Raw genomic sequence first — 17,128 nt, forward strand, 5'->3', positions numbered from 1 at the left:
GTTGCGCCTCCCATGGGTGAGGCAGTGCCTGACCGCGGCCCCCTTCTGCTCCAGCGTGCATTGCCCGAGGCTGCGGTCCGCGAGCCTTCCTCCGTTCTCCTGCCACTCCCCGTGCCAGCTCACCAGCCGTGCGCGGCTGGGACATCCGAGCTCCCGTATGGTTGCCGTGGCCTTGAGGCCGTACTTGATGTAGGGCTCGACCGCCCTTTTCCTCTGTTCAGGGGAATACACGCCATCCTCCAAACGTCATCGTCTGGTACGGATTTCCGGTACCACCCCCTCTGCGTCACTTCTTAGTGAACATCAACAGACCCAGATGGGCTCGGGAAGGGGATGGGGGAGCCGAGGCCCCGGGCAAGGGAGTCCGAGTTGGGGACAGGGGCCAGGGGGGTGTTCCTATAGTTCCGTCAACCCCCTCCGTGAACGATTTCCATGCTCCTTCGAATGCGATTGCGCGCCGGAAACGGGCATGGCTGCGCCGCCGCCCCGCGTCGAACGCGGGGCGGCGCCTCTTCGCCCGGAAGGCGTCGGGCGCGCGCTACGCGGGCACGTACGGCCCCCTGTCGCGCATTGCCGCGCAGATCACCCTCAGGCGCTCGCGCGCGGTCGCCCTGGGCGCCGGCGCGTGCCGCATGCCCCTCGCGCGGCACGCGCGGTAGCACCTCCCGAACTCGCTGCCGCCGCGGACGAGCGACGGGCGGGGGAGCATGGGCAGGCTCTTCAGGCGCCCGTTGCCCTCCGGCGAGGCGGGGACCGAGCTTGTCGTGGTGCCGGACTGCGTGCCCCTGGGCGCCGGCGGCGACGCGGCGGGGCCCGGCCCTGCCGGCGTCGAGGGCCTGCCACGGGCCGCCGACCAGCTCGAGCGCGTCGAGCGCCCACGGCCCGGGGAGGCCGGGCGCGCGCCCGAGCGCGGCGTCGGACTCGGCGAGCGCGGCGCGCACGCGGCTCCCGCACCGGGTCGCCTGCTTGGCCGCGATCGCCTCCGCGCCCCTGCGGTCGCTCTTCGCGACGCCGGGGGAGGGCTCGCGGGCCCTCTTCCCGCGCTCGCCGGTGACGCAGGCCGCCCCCATGCCCGCGGCGCCGGCGCCCGCCCGCCGCCGGCGAGGCGTGCGCGGGCCACGCGGAAGGCCTTGCCGACGCCGAACCCGGCGAAGGGCCCGTGGCTGGGGTGGGCGGCCCCGGCCTCCCCGCATGCCTGCGGCGTCATGTGCATGGTGCGTCCCTCCGAGCGTGCCCGTCACCGGCCCGTCCGGGACGCCCGCCTGGCGACGCCCACGATACGAGCCGCGGCTGGCTGGGACCCTCGCCCGGCATGTTCCCATCGGTCGTCTTCGGCGGCCGGTCGGGTCGCCCAAGGGGCCCGCCTGGGGCCGCGCGGGCGTCGCAGGCCCAGGCGGCCGCCCCAGCCCAAGGGGTGGCGTCATGGCCGTGACAGCAACCGACGGGAGGAGACGGCCATGGCAGCACAGCAGTCGACGAGAGTGAGTTCCCTCAGGGACAGCTCGTCCCTTACGAACAGGCCCGAGTGGCTCTCTCCCAGGGACATCGCCGAGGTGTTCGGCGTGGGCAAGAGCAAGTCGTACGAGATATGCGCGACGCTGCCCCACATCTACGTGGGGCGCAACATCCGAGTGCACAGGCTCACGGTGCTCCAGGAGTTCCGTGAGAAGGGCTGCCTGCCATAGGGACTGCGGGCAACGGGGCCGAGGCACGGCGGCCGTCTCGGGCAGGGGAAATCATGGTGTCAAGAATAGTTCATATACGATATACTTCTGCCATGGCGATCATCGACGACATATACGCGAACGTGGACGACTTCGGGCTCGTCACCTCCGAGGAGGCTCGCGGGCTCGGGGTGTCCAACGCCGAGATGGTGCAGCAGGAGCGGCGCGGCAAGCTCGTGCGCGTCGCCCGGGGTGTCTACCGGATGCCCGTCTGGCCCCACCAGGAGGCCGCCCCCTACGCCATCGCGGTGAAGGCCGCGGGCGAGGGGGCCTACCTCTGGGGCGAGTCCGTCGTGGCGCTCCTCGGCCTCGCCCCCACCGACCCCACCTGCATCTGGGTCGCCTCACCGAAAAGGGTCAGGCGCGACGTCGGCCAGGGCGTCACCGTGCTGGGCATGCGCCAGGGCGGGGACGTCACGCACTACGAGGGCGTGCGCTGCCAGCGCGCGGCCGACGCCATCCGCGCCGCCGCGCCGGGGCTCGGGCGAGAGCGGGCGCGCGAGGCCGCGGAGGCGGCCCGGCGCGAGGGGTACATAACCGGCGGGGAGATGGATGACCTGGGAAGGGAGCTCTCATGACCGCGAAGAGGCCGAGCAGCATGCGCCACCTCGACGACGCGATCCGCAGGGAGTGCGGGGGCGACCAGGCCGCCTACGTGAGGCTGCGGACGCTCATGGCCAACGCCGTCGTCGCGAGGATGCTGCCCGACGGGGTCGTGAAGGGCGGGAGCGCCATCAAGATGCGCTACGGCAACGCCCGGACGCGCTACACCACCGACCTCGACACCGCGACGGCCACCGATCCCGCCGCCTACGCCGAGCTCCTCGGGGCGGCGCTCGCCCGCGGATGGGAGGGCTTCACGGGACGGGTCGTCCCCAGGGAGCCCGCGCACCCGAGGGGCGTGCCGGAGGAGTACGTCATGCGGCCCTTCGACGTCTGGCTCGCCTACCTCGGCAAGCCGTGGTGCACGGTCCCGCCCGAGGTGGGGCACGACGAGATAGGCGACGCGGACGCCGCGGACTGGGTCGACCTCGAGGACGCCGCCGCGGCATTCGCGGCGCTCGGCTTCCCCGGCCCGGGGAGGGCGCCGCCCATGCCGCTGGAGCACCAGGTGGCCCAGAAGCTGCATGCCGTCACCGGGACGGGGGACAGGGTGCGCGACCTCGTCGACCTGCAGGTCGTGTTCTCGAACAGCGACATGGGCCTCGCCGCGACGAGGCGCACGTGCGAGAGGCTCTTCGCCTACAGGCAGGGGCGGGCCTGGCCGCCGACGGTCGAGGCGCGCGAGGGATGGGACGTGCAGTACCGGGCACTGACCGAGAATATGGCGGTCATCCAGGACGTCAACGAGGCGGTCGAGTGGGCCAACGCGCTCATCTCGAGGATCGCCACAGCATAGCCCCCAGCGGCCGCCAACCCGCATCGGGAGGCCGATCAGGGTTTATGAGTCGGCGGACCCGGGGAGGGGGCAGGCTGCCGCAGGAGTCCCCAGGGCAGGTTCTTGCGGAGGCAGATGGCCTCGTCGGTTCTGTTGCCCCGACGAAGCCCTGCTCGAGGAACAGCGCGATGGCGGGGTTGTCCGGGGCGATGCTGTCCCACAGCACGCGGGCGCTCCTCTCCCTCGCGGACTCGCAGAGGGGCCGCGGCCCCTCTGCGACGCGATGACGATGACGCCGGCGAGGTGCATCCGCCCCGACTCGTCGTAGTGACAGGCGACCTCGCCGACGAAGTCGCCGCCCTCCGCATCCACGAGGTAGCGGTGGAAGCGATCGCCATCGTGGCGGGCCAGCCACCAGTCGTACCAGCCGTCCCACTCCTCCTCGGGGAACGGTATGGTCCCTCCCCACGCGTCGTTGTACGACATGTCTCCGGGTCGGCCATGAGAGCCTGTCGGAACCACAGGTCATCCCTCGTGGGCTCGTAGAGCTCGGTCACCTTCACCTCCGGCATGTGCGATCGGACCTTCCCCACGATTCTACTTCCCCCACGACTGCGTCGGGCTGGGGCTGTATGTGGCATACATGCTCACGGGGAAGTCGGCGATCGACCCCGCGTCGGAGGCGGGCATGTGCGCCACCCTCCTCGCGTTCGGTGCGCCGCTCGCGGCGCGGGGACCTCCGCGACCGGATCGGCGGGCTCCCCGCGTGGAAGGCGACGCTCCTCGTCCTGGCGCTCCCGCGCCGCATTCTCTGTCGCATTCTTTCTGATCATCGTGCTGCTCATGCGGTAGGACGCCCGTTCTGGCGCCCCCTGCCCAGTGCTATGTCAGCGTCACACGTGGCCTCGGGCGTCATGGCATGGTGGGTTGGACGTTCGCCCCGATCTTCTCCTGGACCTGTGCGGCTGCGCGTGCAGTGCTATCCTTCCTGCTACATGCATTCGTCGGCGAGCGAGCGCCGTCGCCAGCCTCGCAGAGGCGGGGCCATCGCTGGATTGGACTGGCCAGCTTACCCATGGCGGGTGCGCCTAAAGTAGGGAGCGCGAGGGAGCCATGCTGCTCATTTCGACAGGGGTTGTGGTCTCCATCCTGACCCTCGTGACGGTGCTGGCCCGCCGCGAGAGACAGGGCGAGTCCCCGGGGGACCCGGACAGGCCCTCCTACAGGATGCCCCGGATCTACCCAACGTCGTTCCACATCTTTGCGGTGATCTTCCTCCTCGGTGCGGCCCTTCCCTTTGCCGTCATGTTCGTTTTCTGGTGGTAGGGACAGCTCTCGGGCGAACTCCGGTTGACTCCTCCTGAAATCGAGCCAACCGGGGCTTGCGTGCAACGGTTCAGTCCTCGGGGAAAGGACCTCTTCGAAGAAGACCTCCTCTACCGACATCCGGAACAGCCTTGCGATTTTTGATTGCGAGGACGAGAGAGGGATCGTACCTGTCGTTCTCTATGGAACAGCGCGCGACGATTGCTCAACATCATATGGATTCAGGCAGGATCATCCGGACAATGCTGGCCATTGAGCATGAGAATCCATCGGGTGGGATCATCGGGTGAGTCGTTTAGACTGACCTACCCAGCGCGTACGCCCTCCCGGGGTAGCCCGACCGGGCGGTCATGCCAGGCGTGCCGTACCTACCGTGCCTCTCTGTGCCTGATGTCGTCGGGCGGCTCGTCGTAGGGCATGGTGCGTGGCGTGTCGCACGTGCCCGACTCGCGTGCCACGTCGTGGAACCAGCACTTGTACTCGATGAAGTCACGAGCCAGCTCCAACTCATTGAGCTGCCTGTCGATGGCATCGCGGCGTTCGCAGACAATGCGGCGGCACTCCTCGATGGTGGAGTCTCCAGCCATGTAGAGCCTTACGTGCTCGCGAATCTCCCTTATGGGCATCCCCGACACCTTCAGCCACTCCACGAAGCGCATCCACTCAAGGTTATCCTCGTCGAACAGGCGCCTTCCGTCGCTCGAACGCCACTGGTTTGGGTATGAGCCCGTTCTTCTCGTAGAAGCGGATCGTGGATGCCGGCATCCCCAACCCTGCCGCAGCATTGCCTATCGTGTACGGCCTCTCCATGGCATACAGCTCCTCGACCAGCTCAATCACGCGCTCAGCCTGCGCTCGACCCACCGTCGCGATGTCCTTGCGGGCGGCGTCGTCCACGCGGCTGGCGTAGGACACGCCGCAGGTGTGCTCGTACACCGTGCGTGACACGCAGGTCATGCTCGACAGCGACCTGGCGAGGCTGTATGGGGTGGAAACTAGCGCGCTGAACCGCGCGGCCAAGCGCAACGAGAACCGGTTCCCCGAGGACTTCCGCTTCCAACTCACGCGAGACGAGCACGAAGATTTGAGGTGCCAAATTGGCATCTCAAGCGATGACCTGCGGAAATTCGCGACTGGCGGTCGTTGCTACCTACCTTACGCATACACCGAGCAGGGCGTGGCCATGCTCTCGGCGGTCCTCAGGAGCGACACCGCCGTACGCGTGAGCGTGCAAATCATGAAGTCCTTCGTCGAGATGCGCCACTTCATTGCGGGCAATGCCGCCATGTTCGAGCGGATCCGCGCAGCGGAGCTTCGCCAGCTGGAGTACCAGAGGACCACCGACGAGCGCTTCGAGCGCGTCTTCGACTATATGGGGACCCACGAGTCGCCGCGGCAGAGGGTCTTCTTCGACGGCCAGGTCTGGGATGCCTTCGAGCTTCTGGTGTCCCTCGTGCGGAGGGCCAAGGGCGGCATCGTTCTGGTGGACGGCTACGTTGACGCCGGCACCCTCAACATCCTGGCCAAGAAGGCCGAGGGGGTGAGCGCGACCGTCTGGACCCACCCGCGCACGTGCCTCACCCGGCGCGACGTGGACACCTTCAACGCCCAGTACCCCAGGCTCACGGTGAAGCACACGATTCGCAAGGCCTAGCAAGGCCTAGCAAGGCCTAGCGAGAAGGGCCCGTTGCCTCAGGGGTATGGTTCGCCCGGCTCGCTAAGGTCCTTGCACCGCCGTGCCGTCCGGTCGGTGCGGCGTGCCACTTAGGACAGGCCCCTGCCCGCCAGGCATCACGACCGACGGGCGCGTACAATGACGACACACCAGAGGCTATGAGGAGGAGGGTTGCTGGGCATGAAGAGGAATCCCAACGCGCAGCCACCGCTCAGCGCGTGGTCGATCGCCCTGTCGTTTGTCCTGTACGGTGGCATCATGGGCCTCTGCTATGGGGCCATCATGTCGAGCCTTGCGGTGGGACTTGCCACGGGCGCCCTCGCCGGCGCGCTGTTCACGGGTATCCTGACGCTGTTCACCGTGCTCATGTCGAACAAGATGGAGCGCGACATGCCGGCAGACGCCCTGTACGCGGGACCCGCCAACCATCGCGTGGGGCGCTTGAAGACGGACGGGGGTACCTGATGCTCACGCCGGAGGTCCTCCTGTTTCGGGCCCATGGGGTGAACCTGCACCCCAACAGCAGGCTGGAGATCCCGCTGCGCTCCATCACGGACTGCCATGCTTCCGTTCGATGGCTCATCGTGCGGACGGACTCGAGCTAGGAGCGCTTCGTGGTCAGCCAGAAGGCGCGCTGGGTCGAGAGGATCGTGGCCGCCCATGACGCATGGCAGCGGGCCTCCCTTCCTGGCGGGCCCTCGGAGCAGCAGCGGGTAGCCGGTTGATCCAATCGAAACGAACAGCACCGTGCAGATGAGCACCGCCCATTTGTGCAGTACCTCCCGTACGTGCCTCTGATGTGACGTGAGCCATGGCACTACCCGTTTGTGCGCACGATGCCGCAACGCTCACGTGCTCATTGCGGAAATGGACGGTGTTCGCCTCGGCTGGCAGTTGAATCGCGCCCTGAGGGCAGTTGTGCAGGCAGGCGTAGCAGACCTCGCAGTGGTCGGAGAACTCCACCGTGTCCCCCACGACGATGCTGTTCGCCGGGCAGACCCGTGCGCAGGTTCCGCACAGGATGCAGTCATCGCTCACGGTGTATTCCCGTGCCGCGTCCCTCCTCAGGGTCTTGGCGGCATGCGTCTCGTGCCACGTCTTCATCTGGGCTATCTTCGCAGTCGTGACCGCGACCTTCGCGACTCTGGGTTGAGTTCAGAGGTCATCCGAACACTTAGGCCGTGAGGGGCGTTCGAGCAGTTAGCCGGACGCCCCTTCGCTTTCGGATTGCCAGATTACGGCACGTTTTCCCAGTTGGCTGGGCGGCCGGAAAACGCTCGGCCGTCTTCCGACGCATAGGTGCCCCTAGCCGTCCGCCCGTGGTGGGGACCCAGCCGGACGGTCGCGGCGGTGCCTATGGCGTGGCCTTGCCGGGCTACCTCAGTGGGCCGTCGCCCCTCTCGGCGCGCGCCCGCTCGACGCAGGCGGGCGTGAGGTCGAGCTCGTCGGGGGAGGGCTCCTCCATCCCGAGGGCGTCGAGGAGGCGCGCCGCGTCGTCGCCGAAGGCCGCCCCGAGGGCGCGCGACGGGGCCATCCAGGCGAGCCTGCCCCTGGGCCCGGAGTTGACCTGGCTCATCACGAGGGCGCAGCCGGCGCGCGCGAGCCTGTCGAACCTGATGCCGACGCCCTTGGGCAGGGGCCTCCTGATCTCGGAGTGGTTGCGCTGATAGCGCTAGCTTAGGTTTCACCAGATTGACCAACACGCGCCCCAATCCGACCAGCGCGGATGCGCCAGCCAAACCAGCGTGGTTTCACCACCTTTACCAACTAGGCTCAGCCCCGAACCGACGACGGAGAGGGGTGGGGGCCTTGGAGAGGAACCTCATGGCTGGGCTGAACGCGGACAGGGAGTGCGGCGTCAAGCCGAACTTCTCGGAGGTCGCTAGGAGGTACGGCGCGGACGGGCACACCGTCTCGAAGTACTGGAACGGGGGCGGGCCCTCGCCGGACGACGGCAGGCACGGGCGGCAAAGCGGGTTCGACCGCTGCCGCGACGAGATCGAGGAGAAGGCGGCGCTGCCGGGAGCCACGGCCAAGGGCACCCACGAGCTGCTGCTCGAGCGTCACGCGGGCGACGAGCCGCCGGTCCCGGGCCACAACGCCTTCACGAGCCACCTGAGGGGGCGCGGCATAGCCGTCGGGCGCGGCGGCGCGCCGGACGCGCACCCCAGGTTCGGGACGGCGCCCGGCGAGCAGCTGCAGTCCGACTGGAAGGAGGGCGTCACCATGCGCGACCGCTCCGGCCGCGGGTACCGCTTCGACGCGTACGCCTCGACGCTCGGATGGTCCCGGATGCACCACTTCGTGCGGTCCCCGACCAGGGCCAGGGACGACCGGCGGGCCTGCGGGGCGGACGACAGCCGCTGGCGGGGGGGCGGGCCGCGGCGGCGGCTCGGGGAAAACGTGCCGGCCGTCGCGACGCTCGGCGGCGACGGGAGGGGCTCGCGGGACGGGCGCGTCGCCGCCTTCGCGCGCGAGGCCGGCCTCGGGCTCGCGCTCTGCCGGCCCAGGACGCCGCAGACCAAGGGCAGGGACGAGGGCGCGAGCCGCCTCCTGTCGCGCCTCGGGGCCTGCGAGGGCGACTTCGAGGGCTGGGAGGGGCTCGACCGCGCGATGGCGCGCGTGCGCGCGAGGAGCAACGAGGAGCCGAACCGCACGACCGGCCTGCCGCCGGAGCCGCTCTTCCGGAGGGAGAGGGGGGCCCTGGGGCCCATGCCCCGCGAGTCGGTGCCCTCGGCGCTGGTGGGCGGCGTGCCGTGGCAGGTGGTGCCCGCCACCATGCTCGTCAGGTGCGCCGGGCGCGAGTTCCCGGTGCCGAGGGGGTGCATGGGGCGCCGCGTGAGGCTGCTGCTCGAGCCGGGCGGGCGCCTCAGGGCCTACGACGGCGGGGGGCTCGTGGCGGCGCACGACGCCGCCGCCCCGGGAGGGCCGGTAGCCTACCGCGAGGGCGACTGCGCCGAGGCGGTGGCGGACGAGCGCTGGGGCGGCGACGCGGACATAGAGGCGCAGGCCAGGCGCAACCTCGAGCTGCTGGGCGGGCCCGGAGGGGGCGAGGGGTCGTGACCGGCCCGGAGGGCAGCGTGCCGGAGCGCATGCGCGGCAACCTGGGGGAGCTCGGCCTCGACGCGATGGCCTCCTCCGCCCCGGAGTACTCGAGGCTGGTCGCGACGGGCGCGAAGCCGTTCCCCGAGGCCCTGCTCGAGATGACCGGCGCGCAGGTCGCCGCCGTGAGGGAGCGCGACCTGGACAGGAGAGTCGAGAAGGCGAGCCTCCCCCACGTGAAGGCTCTCAGGGACTTCGACCTCTCGTTCCAGCCGTCGGTCCCCAGGGGTGTGGTCGAGGACCTCGCGACGCTGGGGCTCCTCGACCGCCACGAGAACGTCGTGCTCGTCGGCAGCCCCGGCGTGGGCAAGACCCACATCGCCGTGGCGCTGGGGGTCGAGGCGATCCGCGCCCGCAAGCTCGCCTACTTCACCGACTGCCGGCGCCTCGTCTCGGACCTCGCGCACGCCGCGGGCAAGGGCCAGCTGGAGAGGCGGCTGCGCCTCTACGCCCACCCGTCGCTGCCTATCGTCGACGAGGTGGGCTACCCGGACGTGGACAAGCAGGGCGCGGACCTGCTGTTCCAGCTGACCTCGAGGAGGTACGAGAGGAGGTCGGCCATCGTGACGGCCAACGTGGGGATGGGGTCGTGGGCGAAGGTCTTCGGGGACCCGGTCGTGGCGTCGGCGATAGCGGACAGGCTCTGCCGCCACTGCCACCTGGTACGCATGACGGGGAGGTCCTACGGGACCAAGGACCTCGCGCCGCAGGACAGGGCCTCGCCGGCAGTGGTCGCCGATTCCGGCGCCCCGCGGTGACGGGACTGGCGAATGTACGTTGGTGCGGATGGGGGCGGTTCGCTGTCTAGTCTGGTGAAATCTATCTTGACTTCAACAGCGCTCGCACCCGCCCCTCTGCTCGGCGTGGTTCGGGTCGCAGTAGCAGAGCTTGGCCTCGCCCGGCCGCTCGCCGAACATCTCGGCGAGCGCGCCCTCGTCCGAGAGCTCCGTCCCGTTGCCGGTCAGGACGCACCCGAGGACGCGCCGCATGGCCCCCTCGCCGCCGGGCGCGTCCCTCACGAGCCCCAGGCCGGCGAGCACCGGGTCGACGGGCCTGGGGCGCCACGGGGACCGCCAGCTGGAGCCCCGACGGCCTGTGGCAGGGCGCGAGCAGGCACTGCCTGCCCTCGCTCGCGCCCTCGGCGGCGTCCATCCCCCAGGCGCTGTCCCGGACGCCCTCGGGGAGCCTCAGGGACTCGTCGTGGCTCCTCTCCCCGGAGTGCCTGGTCGACCTCCCCCTGCCGCCCCCGGCGTGGCTCCTGGGCCTGTGGGCGGCCTTGCGCCTGAGCCGGATGTCCTCGGGCCCGCAGCAGCCCCCGTCCGTCCAGTCGCAGACCGTCGCCTTCGATATCCCCAGCCCGGGGTACACGTTCACGATCTGCTCGGGCGAGAGGCCCCTCCCGTGGCGGTCGTCTATGGGCGCGCACTTCCGGGCGAGCTCGGGCTCGCTCTCGTCGACGCCCCGCCCCGCCTCCGAGGGCTCCGCGTCGGCCGCCCTCTGCGCGAGGCCCCAGTCGTAGCGCACCTTCGGGCGCCTGTCGCAGCCGCAGCCGCCGCGCCCCTTGCAGCCGTTGCGGCGCCTGGGCCACCTGCCGAGCCTGTCGCACGCCCCGGAGAGGCCGTCGGGCGCGGGCTCGCCCCTCCTGGCCTTCGGCGAGGTCACGAACCTGTGGCGCATGACCTCGTCGTGCACCGTCGAGGGCGACCTCCCGATGGACTCGGCGGTCTTCCGGCAGCTGTCGCCGTCGTCGAGCCCCCTCTCGATGCCCTTGCGATCGCCCTCGGTGAGCCTCGCGTACGCCCTCTCGGGCTTCCCCCGCCCCTCGTGCCCCTGGCGCCGGTCCTCTCGCCTCTCTTTCCGGTTCCTCTTCCTCCTGCCAGCCTCGGTCATCCCTTCCCAGCGGCTTCGGGGCGGGCCCATTCCCGCCCACACCCTCACTGGTTCCACGACCGCGGGGCTCTGACACTCACCCGTACGCGTCCGGCTGACTTCCGGACCCGTTCTGCTGAAGTCTCAACTCGAGGCTTCGCGACTCTGTGGGCCGTTATGTCCGCGCATACGCGCGCAAGGTGCCCCTTTTGGTAGAATGGACGCATTGGCCTCTGGCCAGGTCGCTTTGGGCAAGGCAGGTGGACGCTCATGCTCTGGGTCGGCATAACGGTGGCAGTAGCTGTGGTCCTTCTGTACCTTTTGGTGCGCCGTGCGCCACGAATCTGGTTCGCGGGTCTCACGAGGGATGCTCCGAGCGCTCTGAGGGACCTGCTCTCCAAGGCCGGCTGCGACAGCTCGTCGAAGGACGCCAGTGGGGTCGTGAGCACACCCGAGCGCGGCCTGTGTTGCGCTGGGTCGGGCCTGCTTTGCACAGCGTTTGTATGCGGCGTGTTCTTCCTGTGCGCCTCCGTTCTCGCTATCCTGCTTGACTTTGCACTGATATCGGGGGCCCTGGTCTTTGGCGGGTTCATGGTCGCGATGGCAGTTGGCATGGGCGCCCAGGCACTCAACTATCGGCTCGTCTGGGATGGGGACAAGGTCTGGTACCGCAACTCGTTTGGACAGAGCCATGAGTTCACCTGGGCGGATGCTACGGCCGTCTCGCGGTGCCCTAAGGAGCTCGCCATACGCTTTGGCAAGGTGCGGGTGGAGTGCTGGGGCCCGTTCGCACGGCGGGCCTACGAGGAGTTTGCCGCGCGCCACGATGGGGACCTCGTCTTTGAGCGTCCCCATGCCTACTACACCCGTTCCGGATTGGGCTCGTACCTGCTGGCTGTCGCGATGTCCGTGGCCTTCGTCCTTGCCTTCACCCTCCCGCATCCTGTTCAGAGCCTTGACAGGCAGGGGGTGGGGCCCTACGAGGTCACGCCCACCAACGTGCACGAGTGCGATGGCGCCTATCATATGACAGTTCCTGAGCACGACACCCGTGAGGAGTGGCGGTGGGACGACGTCATCATCGGCCGGGCGGACCAGGTGGCCGCAGACAGGCTCTATGAGGCCGAGCGGTCGGGCACCACGGTGCTGGTCTGGGGAAGGGCGTCGCACACGGATGGCAAGATAAGCAATTTGCTCATCTGCTGGCAGGTGCTCGACAAGGACGGAGGCGTGATCTTCTCCTATGACGACTACCTGGCGGGCCAGGAGGCCCTCATGCCGACCTTCATCGTGGTCGAGGCGGGCATCATAGGGGTCATGCTCCTCATCATCGGCGTTGCATGCCTGCACGAGTACCTCAAGCAGAGGAGGCTCCCACAGACGCAAGCGCTCGAGGACTTTGTCGCTGACGTCGAGAAGGCCAAGCAGAAGCGGGCCCAAGTGAGATGGTGACGCAGCGTGGGGTGGGCGCATGCCCCTCTCGATGCGCCGGTAAGGGGGAGACCTAATGCTCTGGGCGGCGCTCCTTGTAACCGCGGCCTTGGCCGCCGTCCTCGTCTGTGGCTCGCCTGGTTCGAGAAGGACGCGCCGGAGCCGTTCTAGGCCGGCGCCAGGCGCGGAACGACCGAGGTCTGCGTCACGGGAGCAGGCCGACGTCCCCTGTGAGGAAGTCCCCCACGCCGCACGCGGCGCTGCCCACCGCCAGCGTGCGCGCCTCGGGACGCTCGAGGCAGAAGGCCTCCAGGCCCCCAGTCGGCTTCACGCGGCCGCCCTTCGCCTCGACGGCGGTCACGTGGCGGCCATCGGACGCCACGAAGTCCGCCCCCTTGCTCCCCCCGCGCCACCAGCAGACCTCGGAGCCGTCCGTCGCGGCCCGCGTGAGCAGGTACGCCCCGGCGGCGCCCTCCGCGAGATGCCCCCGCTTCGAGGCGTCCGTGAGCGGCCCCTCGCGCCCGCTTCCGTAGGCGGCCGCCGTGTCGCCCCGGTCGTCGAGCTGGCCGAGCAGCCTGCGGTACGGGACCCCCCGGCGGAGTGGGGGGCGCCCAGATAGAGCAGCCTCCGCAGGAGCGCCGGGTTGCGGACCCGCTCCATGGCGACGTCGTCGTTGTCGATGCTGGCTGGTTGCCGTGTGCGGACGCAGGCGCGTCGGCAAGGCGACCCTCCTCGACCGGTTCGCGCGCGGTAAGCGCGCCCTGTACCTCACGGCGCAGGCGGACCCCTCCCTGCTCCCTGAGCTGCAGGTTGTCATAGACCATTCCTTCAAGGGCATGAACGTGGCCATGGCGCTCTGCGGCAGCAACGAGAGGTTCATGGAGGGCGAGGCGCTGGGGAGCAAGAGCCCCCTGCACGGCGTGGGGCGGCCCAGGCCAGGCTGTGCCCCTTGACTACATGGACGCCAGGGACATGCTGCCGGGGGTGTCGGCCACGGACGCCGCAGTTCTGGTAACGTGGAAGCTGAAGCACGTACGTAAGGAACGGAGGCCGCCATGCCCAAGGTCGTGCGAGTCGCATTGCCCGTCCTGTTCATCGCCGCCGTCTACTGCGGTTGGGCCCCCGTTGAGCTCCTGGGTCCCGGCGTGAGCGATGCCACGTTGGGCGTATGGATTGCCGTCGTGCTCGCCGTCGGTGCGGCCAACGTGGCCAATGCGTGCCTGGACCGCGAGAGGGATAGCCCACGCAGGCTGGCGTTCTGGGACATGCTGCTCAAGCTCTGCATGATCCCCTTCTACCTCCTTGTGTTCATCGGTGGGGTCGCCGTGTCGGTCGGGATGGCCGTGGTGCCTGGGCTCCTCTTGATGGTGCCCCTCATGGTGGGGATGCTGGCCGTGATCGACTACGTGCCGCTGCTGCTCACGTCCTCGTACGGTTTTGCCGCGGCGGTGCGTGCCCGCAGGCAGGGGCTCATCACCGGGGCGTCGGCGGTGGTGCTCTGCGTGCTACACGCGCTGTTCGTCACCGATGTCGTGGCGGCCATCGTGCTGTATGTGAGGGTGAGGAAGGCGGATGGCGCCTTGGTCACGGCGAGGGTGTGACGGCGGCATAAGCCCTGCTGGGCAGCGGTGGTGACCCAGGTTGGCTGGCCCTGCCGGGGGAGCGTGCGCTGGCGCGGGGCTCGGCAGCGTGGCCGGACCCGGGAGAGGCCCAGGATTGTGGTGCCGGCGGGCCGGCATGTCCGACCCCATCCTTCCAAAGTGCACACGTAACGCGTTTTCCGTGACGTTCGCCCAGTTCATATGTTCATCGGGCTGTCAATGGGCAATAGGCCCCCAGCCCCGATTAGCTGGGTCGGGGCTGGGGAGGGGATTGGGCTCCTCGGGCTCGGCTCCTGCCGTCCGCCTCGGCGGACGCATAACGCATTCCCAGCTTCACATTCGCGGATACGGGGCTCCCCCGCCCGCACCACCGCGCTTCGATGGAGGCCGTCCGCCGGGAGCCGTCGGGGCTCAGTCTGGCTCCGCGCATACGCCCTCGGGAGCGCGCAAATTGGGCCGCGCGGGTTCCTCCATGCGCCTTCGGCCGGGCCGACGCGCCCTCCCCCTATGCCGGCGGCCAGGAGCGCGCCATAGCGCCCGAGCATGCGGGCGCTGCCCTCCCGGGCGGCCCTCGCCGCCGCGGGCAGCGGCTCCTGCCCCCTCCTCGGGACCTTGCCCGGCCCCCTCCACCTGGGGATCGACGCGAGCCCCTCGACGAGCGGCCGCCTGAGGCAGGACGGCCCACCCTTCGTGGCCGCCCCGTGCGACTCCCTGTTGATCTGGGCTGTGGCGGCGGCCGCAATGCCGCGGAGCCTCTGCGGCGCTATCCCACCGCACAAGTCACGGCCATAGACTATGCTCCTCTCTCGGTGGAGAGGACCGGCGCCTACAACCGTGCCCAGATTGACGCCGGCAGGTGCGTCGTGAGGCAGAGGGACGTCTCGGCGCTCGGCCTGCCCGACGCCTCATTCGACTTGGCCACGGCCTTCGAGACCATCTACTTCTGGCCCGGCCTTGAGAGCTGCTTTGCCGAGGTGAGACGCATCTTGAGACCCGGTGGGCGGCTCGCCATCGTCCGCGAGCCTGACGGCACCGACGAGGAGGGGCAGAAGTACTCCAAGATCATCGAGGGCATGCGCTGCTACACCACGAGCGATATTGAGGGCGCCCTGCACGAGGCAGGTTTTTCTGAGAGCAGGGCACTCACCACCAGAGCAAGCCTTGGATCGTGGTGATGGCACGGTGCTAGGTGTTGAGCAGCTCATCGCCAACCATTTGGATTGGCCTGGATCTCAAGCGCGAGGCCTCGGAGGTTGCCGAATCGGCGTCCACAGGAGGGATGGCTACTATGCCTCCTGCTCCTCCACATAGGATCTGAAGCCGGGCAGAGCGAAGCGAACAACGCCTCGGGCAGGCTGCTCTATCACGCCTGTCGCGAGGAGCCTGCTTCTGTACTTCGAAGCGTAGCGGCTCTCGACGCCCATGCGCTCTGCAATGGCTGCGATACGGCTTTCGTGCACATCTTCGAGCATCGCATGGATGAAACGCAGGTCGTGTGCCGAGAGCTCCCGATAGGTCGGGGCAAGGACATGCTGCCTGAAGTCTTCTTGGGCATCGAGGATGCCCTGCTGCGCCTCGGGGAGCGTGATGGCAGAAGATGCTGCGCAGGCTTGCCAGCTCCTGAATCCGACGAGCTGCAGCATATAGGGATAGCCGCCGATTGCATCGGTACAGGCCTCAAGCGCATCGTCTGCAATCTCCTTGCCTGCGATTTGGGCTGTCCTGCGGAAGGCCGAGCGCACATCTGCATCGGCAATGGTGCCAAGCGTATGCTGCTGAGCACGGCGCAGGAACGAGACACTCCTGTCATTCAGAAGCGACGCTATATTGTGCGGAAGCCCTGCCATGGCTAGGGCAACCCGTCTTCCCTCACGTACAAAGAGCTGGTAGACGGCCGCAAGAGTGACCATCTCGTCGAGCGAGGGAAGCACCTCGTCGACCGTGATGAGAAGGCCCAGGTTACGGCTTTCCAGCTCATCGAGCAGCCTGCTCATGCGTGTCCTCCAATTCCCGTCTGGCGGGGATGCGGAGGTCCAGGTCGCACCAACAGGGCCGAGCGTGACACCGGTCATCCGGGCAACGTGGCTCTTGGCCCTGTCTCCGGGAAACTGCTCCAGGACAAGCCTGGTCTGCTGGTAGATGTCTTCGAGCATGCCTGCCATGGCGGCCGTGCCGACCGGAATCCATCCGGCGCCTCTGGCCTCCTCTGCAAGAGAGGAGAGGAGCGCCGTCTTTCCGGAGCCGCGGGGACCGACGAGGATGCTCGAAAGGTTGGGGTTACCCCGTCCCTGCTCGAAAGCTTCCAGGTATTCCTGGCGCAGCGCCTCGCGTCCTGCCATCACAAGCGGGATGCTGCCAAATTCCGGCGTGAATGGATTTTTGCCTGGCATGGAGTGCCTTTCGCCTTGTTCGCCTATTTTCGCCTTGTTCGCCTATTTTCGCCTTTTTTGCCTTCATCTGCAATGCGGGAGCCCTCTGGATTGCAGTGCCTGGCACGTCGGCTTTCCGGTCTTCCCCAGTCTCCTTCGGGCAGGTCGGCCGATTCCCCATGGGGTACATTCCGGACCGTGCAGTCCCGCATGCCGATCTCTTCCTGGAGGCTTCTGCCCTCACGCCCCTCATGCCCTGCAGCAGGGATTGCCACCTCGGCATGGCGAGTGGCTGCGTTCCTGCCTCCCTGGCGCTGTCTGCCAGGGCCTTCCCACAGCCGGACCGGACAAGACCTGCGGACAGGACAACAGCGGCCCGACAAGACGCCGGCGTGTGCGAGGCCCGCTCTGCCCAGGCATTCCGTCCTGGCCCCTGGGGGGGATGCTCCAGCCAAGCGCTTCTCAGACATTGGCGCTGAGCTTTCCGGTTCGTGCGATGGCAAGCTGGGACAGCTCCGAGGGGCCTACGTTCTGGACGCCGCCGAGCGCGGCACCCACGACGGGTTCGCGGCGCTCTATGGGGGAGGCCCCAGCGCCCCGAACCACGCCCGGGGCCTGAGCCTGCCGGGGGTCGCCGTGGCGGGGGGCGGCGG

At 68.8% G+C, this 17,128-nt stretch carries 22 protein-coding genes and 1 pseudogene; 13 read left to right on the forward strand and 10 right to left on the reverse strand.

The window, feature by feature from the left end; all coding sequences use genetic code 11:
• The coding region (locus E0E00_RS13990) for a hypothetical protein (protein ID WP_371683411.1) at positions 1-231 on the reverse strand (231 nt) is incomplete at its 3' end.
• Positions 232-538: 307 nt separating this feature from the next.
• Entirely contained in the window at positions 539-709 is a 171-nt protein-coding gene (locus E0E00_RS14500) for a hypothetical protein (RefSeq protein WP_165443726.1), read from the reverse strand.
• On the opposite strand from E0E00_RS14500, the gene E0E00_RS14790 reads away from it, so the two are divergent.
• From E0E00_RS14790 to E0E00_RS14015, 4 genes are all read left to right on the forward strand, one after another.
• Positions 708-1,685, forward strand: a complete 978-nt coding sequence (locus tag E0E00_RS14790; RefSeq protein WP_130813167.1) for a hypothetical protein — start codon at positions 708-710, stop codon at positions 1,683-1,685. The two genes, E0E00_RS14500 and E0E00_RS14790, sit on opposite strands and share 2 nt — an antisense overlap.
• Before the next feature lie 92 nt (positions 1,686-1,777).
• Positions 1,778-2,302, forward strand: a complete 525-nt coding sequence (locus E0E00_RS14000) for a type IV toxin-antitoxin system AbiEi family antitoxin domain-containing protein (RefSeq protein ID WP_130813168.1) — start codon at positions 1,778-1,780, stop codon at positions 2,300-2,302.
• Positions 2,299-3,123, forward strand: coding sequence for a nucleotidyl transferase AbiEii/AbiGii toxin family protein (locus E0E00_RS14005; RefSeq protein WP_130813169.1), 825 nt, complete (start codon positions 2,299-2,301; stop codon positions 3,121-3,123). Before E0E00_RS14000 ends, E0E00_RS14005 begins: the two co-directional genes overlap by 4 nt.
• A gap of 1,092 nt (positions 3,124-4,215) precedes the next feature.
• Positions 4,216-4,428, forward strand: a complete 213-nt coding sequence (locus E0E00_RS14015) for a hypothetical protein (RefSeq protein WP_021727308.1) — start codon at positions 4,216-4,218, stop codon at positions 4,426-4,428.
• 368 nt (positions 4,429-4,796) lie between these two features.
• On the opposite strand, the gene E0E00_RS14020 is transcribed toward E0E00_RS14015, so the two are convergent.
• Together E0E00_RS14020 and E0E00_RS14025 are read right to left on the reverse strand one after the other, a co-directional pair.
• On the reverse strand, positions 4,797-5,213 hold the full coding sequence (locus tag E0E00_RS14020; protein ID WP_130813170.1) for a MerR family DNA-binding protein: 417 nt from the start codon (positions 5,211-5,213) through the stop codon (positions 4,797-4,799).
• Entirely contained in the window at positions 5,098-5,376 is a 279-nt protein-coding gene (locus E0E00_RS14025) for a MerR family DNA-binding transcriptional regulator (protein WP_130813171.1), read from the reverse strand. Before E0E00_RS14025 ends, E0E00_RS14020 begins: the two co-directional genes overlap by 116 nt.
• On the opposite strand from E0E00_RS14025, the gene E0E00_RS14030 reads away from it, so the two are divergent.
• The 3 genes from E0E00_RS14030 to E0E00_RS14510 all read left to right on the forward strand — a co-directional run bounded on the left by E0E00_RS14030 (position 5,366) and on the right by E0E00_RS14510 (position 6,708).
• Positions 5,366-6,082, forward strand: a complete 717-nt coding sequence (locus E0E00_RS14030) for an ORF6N domain-containing protein (RefSeq protein ID WP_242622293.1) — start codon at positions 5,366-5,368, stop codon at positions 6,080-6,082. The genes E0E00_RS14025 and E0E00_RS14030 overlap by 11 nt on opposite strands.
• Positions 6,083-6,283: 201 nt before the next feature.
• Positions 6,284-6,568 carry a hypothetical protein gene (locus tag E0E00_RS14035; RefSeq protein ID WP_130813172.1) on the forward strand — a complete coding sequence of 95 codons (285 nt, stop codon included), beginning with the start codon at positions 6,284-6,286 and terminating at the stop codon, positions 6,566-6,568.
• A complete protein-coding gene (locus tag E0E00_RS14510; protein ID WP_165443729.1) occupies positions 6,568-6,708 on the forward strand; it encodes a hypothetical protein in 141 nt (46 codons plus the stop codon). Before E0E00_RS14035 ends, E0E00_RS14510 begins: the two co-directional genes overlap by 1 nt.
• 316 nt (positions 6,709-7,024) lie before the next feature.
• Here E0E00_RS14510 and E0E00_RS15525 read toward each other — a convergent pair.
• Both E0E00_RS15525 and E0E00_RS14045 read right to left on the reverse strand, forming a co-directional pair.
• Positions 7,025-7,207, reverse strand: a pseudogene (locus E0E00_RS15525) (4Fe-4S binding protein); the annotation flags it as partial.
• A gap of 271 nt (positions 7,208-7,478) precedes the next feature.
• Positions 7,479-7,679, reverse strand: coding sequence for a hypothetical protein (locus E0E00_RS14045; RefSeq protein ID WP_130813174.1), 201 nt, complete (start codon positions 7,677-7,679; stop codon positions 7,479-7,481).
• 248 nt (positions 7,680-7,927) lie between these two features.
• On the opposite strand from E0E00_RS14045, the gene E0E00_RS14050 reads away from it, so the two are divergent.
• The gene (locus tag E0E00_RS14050) at positions 7,928-9,166 is read left to right on the forward strand and encodes an IS21 family transposase (protein WP_130813175.1); all 1,239 of its coding nucleotides are present in this window, start codon (positions 7,928-7,930) and stop codon (positions 9,164-9,166) included.
• Positions 9,163-9,963, forward strand: a complete 801-nt coding sequence (gene istB / locus E0E00_RS14055; RefSeq protein ID WP_242622294.1) for an IS21-like element helper ATPase IstB — start codon at positions 9,163-9,165, stop codon at positions 9,961-9,963. The genes E0E00_RS14050 and istB overlap by 4 nt, the downstream gene beginning before the upstream one ends.
• Positions 9,964-10,024: 61 nt before the next feature.
• On the opposite strand, the gene E0E00_RS14060 is transcribed toward istB, so the two are convergent.
• Positions 10,025-11,095, reverse strand: a complete 1,071-nt coding sequence (locus tag E0E00_RS14060) for a helix-turn-helix domain-containing protein (RefSeq protein WP_165443730.1) — start codon at positions 11,093-11,095, stop codon at positions 10,025-10,027.
• Positions 11,096-11,344: 249 nt separating this feature from the next.
• On the opposite strand from E0E00_RS14060, the gene E0E00_RS14065 reads away from it, so the two are divergent.
• Positions 11,345-12,526: a hypothetical protein gene (locus E0E00_RS14065; protein ID WP_130813177.1), complete on the forward strand. Its 1,182-nt coding sequence runs from the start codon at positions 11,345-11,347 to the stop codon at positions 12,524-12,526.
• Positions 12,527-12,710: 184 nt separating this feature from the next.
• Here the strand turns inward: E0E00_RS14065 and E0E00_RS14515 are convergent, their stop codons facing one another.
• Positions 12,711-12,887, reverse strand: a complete 177-nt coding sequence (locus E0E00_RS14515) for a hypothetical protein (protein ID WP_165443731.1) — start codon at positions 12,885-12,887, stop codon at positions 12,711-12,713.
• A 313-nt stretch (positions 12,888-13,200) separates the two neighbouring features.
• Here E0E00_RS14515 and E0E00_RS14070 point away from each other — a divergent pair, with 313 nt between their 5' ends.
• The 3 genes from E0E00_RS14070 to E0E00_RS14080 all read left to right on the forward strand — a co-directional run bounded on the left by E0E00_RS14070 (position 13,201) and on the right by E0E00_RS14080 (position 15,281).
• On the forward strand, positions 13,201-13,458 hold the full coding sequence (locus E0E00_RS14070) for a hypothetical protein (protein ID WP_130813178.1): 258 nt from the start codon (positions 13,201-13,203) through the stop codon (positions 13,456-13,458).
• Between the two features lie 252 nt (positions 13,459-13,710).
• On the forward strand, positions 13,711-14,106 hold the full coding sequence (locus E0E00_RS14075; protein WP_371683412.1) for a DUF6652 family protein: 396 nt from the start codon (positions 13,711-13,713) through the stop codon (positions 14,104-14,106).
• Between the two features lie 701 nt (positions 14,107-14,807).
• On the forward strand, positions 14,808-15,281 hold the full coding sequence (locus E0E00_RS14080; protein ID WP_207302793.1) for a class I SAM-dependent methyltransferase: 474 nt from the start codon (positions 14,808-14,810) through the stop codon (positions 15,279-15,281).
• Between the two features lie 111 nt (positions 15,282-15,392).
• On the opposite strand, the gene E0E00_RS14085 is transcribed toward E0E00_RS14080, so the two are convergent.
• Together E0E00_RS14085 and E0E00_RS14795 are read right to left on the reverse strand one after the other, a co-directional pair.
• Positions 15,393-16,496 (reverse strand): ATP-binding protein, encoded by a 1,104-nt coding sequence (locus E0E00_RS14085; protein WP_130813180.1) that lies wholly within the window; start codon positions 16,494-16,496, stop codon positions 15,393-15,395.
• A 441-nt stretch (positions 16,497-16,937) separates the two neighbouring features.
• On the reverse strand, positions 16,938-17,128 hold a 191-nt coding region (locus tag E0E00_RS14795), incomplete at its 5' end, for a hypothetical protein (RefSeq protein ID WP_207302794.1).

Origin of the sequence: Olsenella sp. Marseille-P4559 (assembly GCF_900605015.1) — a bacterium.
In the GTDB taxonomy this organism is placed as follows: domain Bacteria; phylum Actinomycetota; class Coriobacteriia; order Coriobacteriales; family Atopobiaceae; genus Tractidigestivibacter.

Bases quoted from the DNA above. Each gene is read 5' to 3' on its own strand.
- E0E00_RS14015 (WP_021727308.1), top strand. From the start codon at position 4,216: ATGCTGCTCATTTCGACAGGGGTTGTGGTCTCCATCCTGACCCTCGTG.
- E0E00_RS14000 (WP_130813168.1), top strand. From the start codon at position 1,778: ATGGCGATCATCGACGACATATACGCGAACGTGGACGACTTCGGGCTC.
- E0E00_RS14500 (WP_165443726.1), bottom strand. From the start codon at position 709: ATGCTCCCCCGCCCGTCGCTCGTCCGCGGCGGCAGCGAGTTCGGGAGG.
- E0E00_RS14050 (WP_130813175.1), top strand. From the start codon at position 7,928: ATGGCTGGGCTGAACGCGGACAGGGAGTGCGGCGTCAAGCCGAACTTC.
- E0E00_RS14045 (WP_130813174.1), bottom strand. From the start codon at position 7,679: ATGAGCCAGGTCAACTCCGGGCCCAGGGGCAGGCTCGCCTGGATGGCC.
- E0E00_RS14085 (WP_130813180.1), bottom strand. From the start codon at position 16,496: ATGCCAGGCAAAAATCCATTCACGCCGGAATTTGGCAGCATCCCGCTT.
- E0E00_RS14065 (WP_130813177.1), top strand. From the start codon at position 11,345: ATGCTCTGGGTCGGCATAACGGTGGCAGTAGCTGTGGTCCTTCTGTAC.
- E0E00_RS14060 (WP_165443730.1), bottom strand. From the start codon at position 11,095: ATGACCGAGGCTGGCAGGAGGAAGAGGAACCGGAAAGAGAGGCGAGAG.
- E0E00_RS14020 (WP_130813170.1), bottom strand. From the start codon at position 5,213: ATGCTGCGGCAGGGTTGGGGATGCCGGCATCCACGATCCGCTTCTACG.
- E0E00_RS14035 (WP_130813172.1), top strand. From the start codon at position 6,284: ATGAAGAGGAATCCCAACGCGCAGCCACCGCTCAGCGCGTGGTCGATC.
- E0E00_RS14790 (WP_130813167.1), top strand. From the start codon at position 708: ATGGGCAGGCTCTTCAGGCGCCCGTTGCCCTCCGGCGAGGCGGGGACC.
- E0E00_RS14005 (WP_130813169.1), top strand. From the start codon at position 2,299: ATGACCGCGAAGAGGCCGAGCAGCATGCGCCACCTCGACGACGCGATC.
- E0E00_RS14510 (WP_165443729.1), top strand. From the start codon at position 6,568: ATGCTCACGCCGGAGGTCCTCCTGTTTCGGGCCCATGGGGTGAACCTG.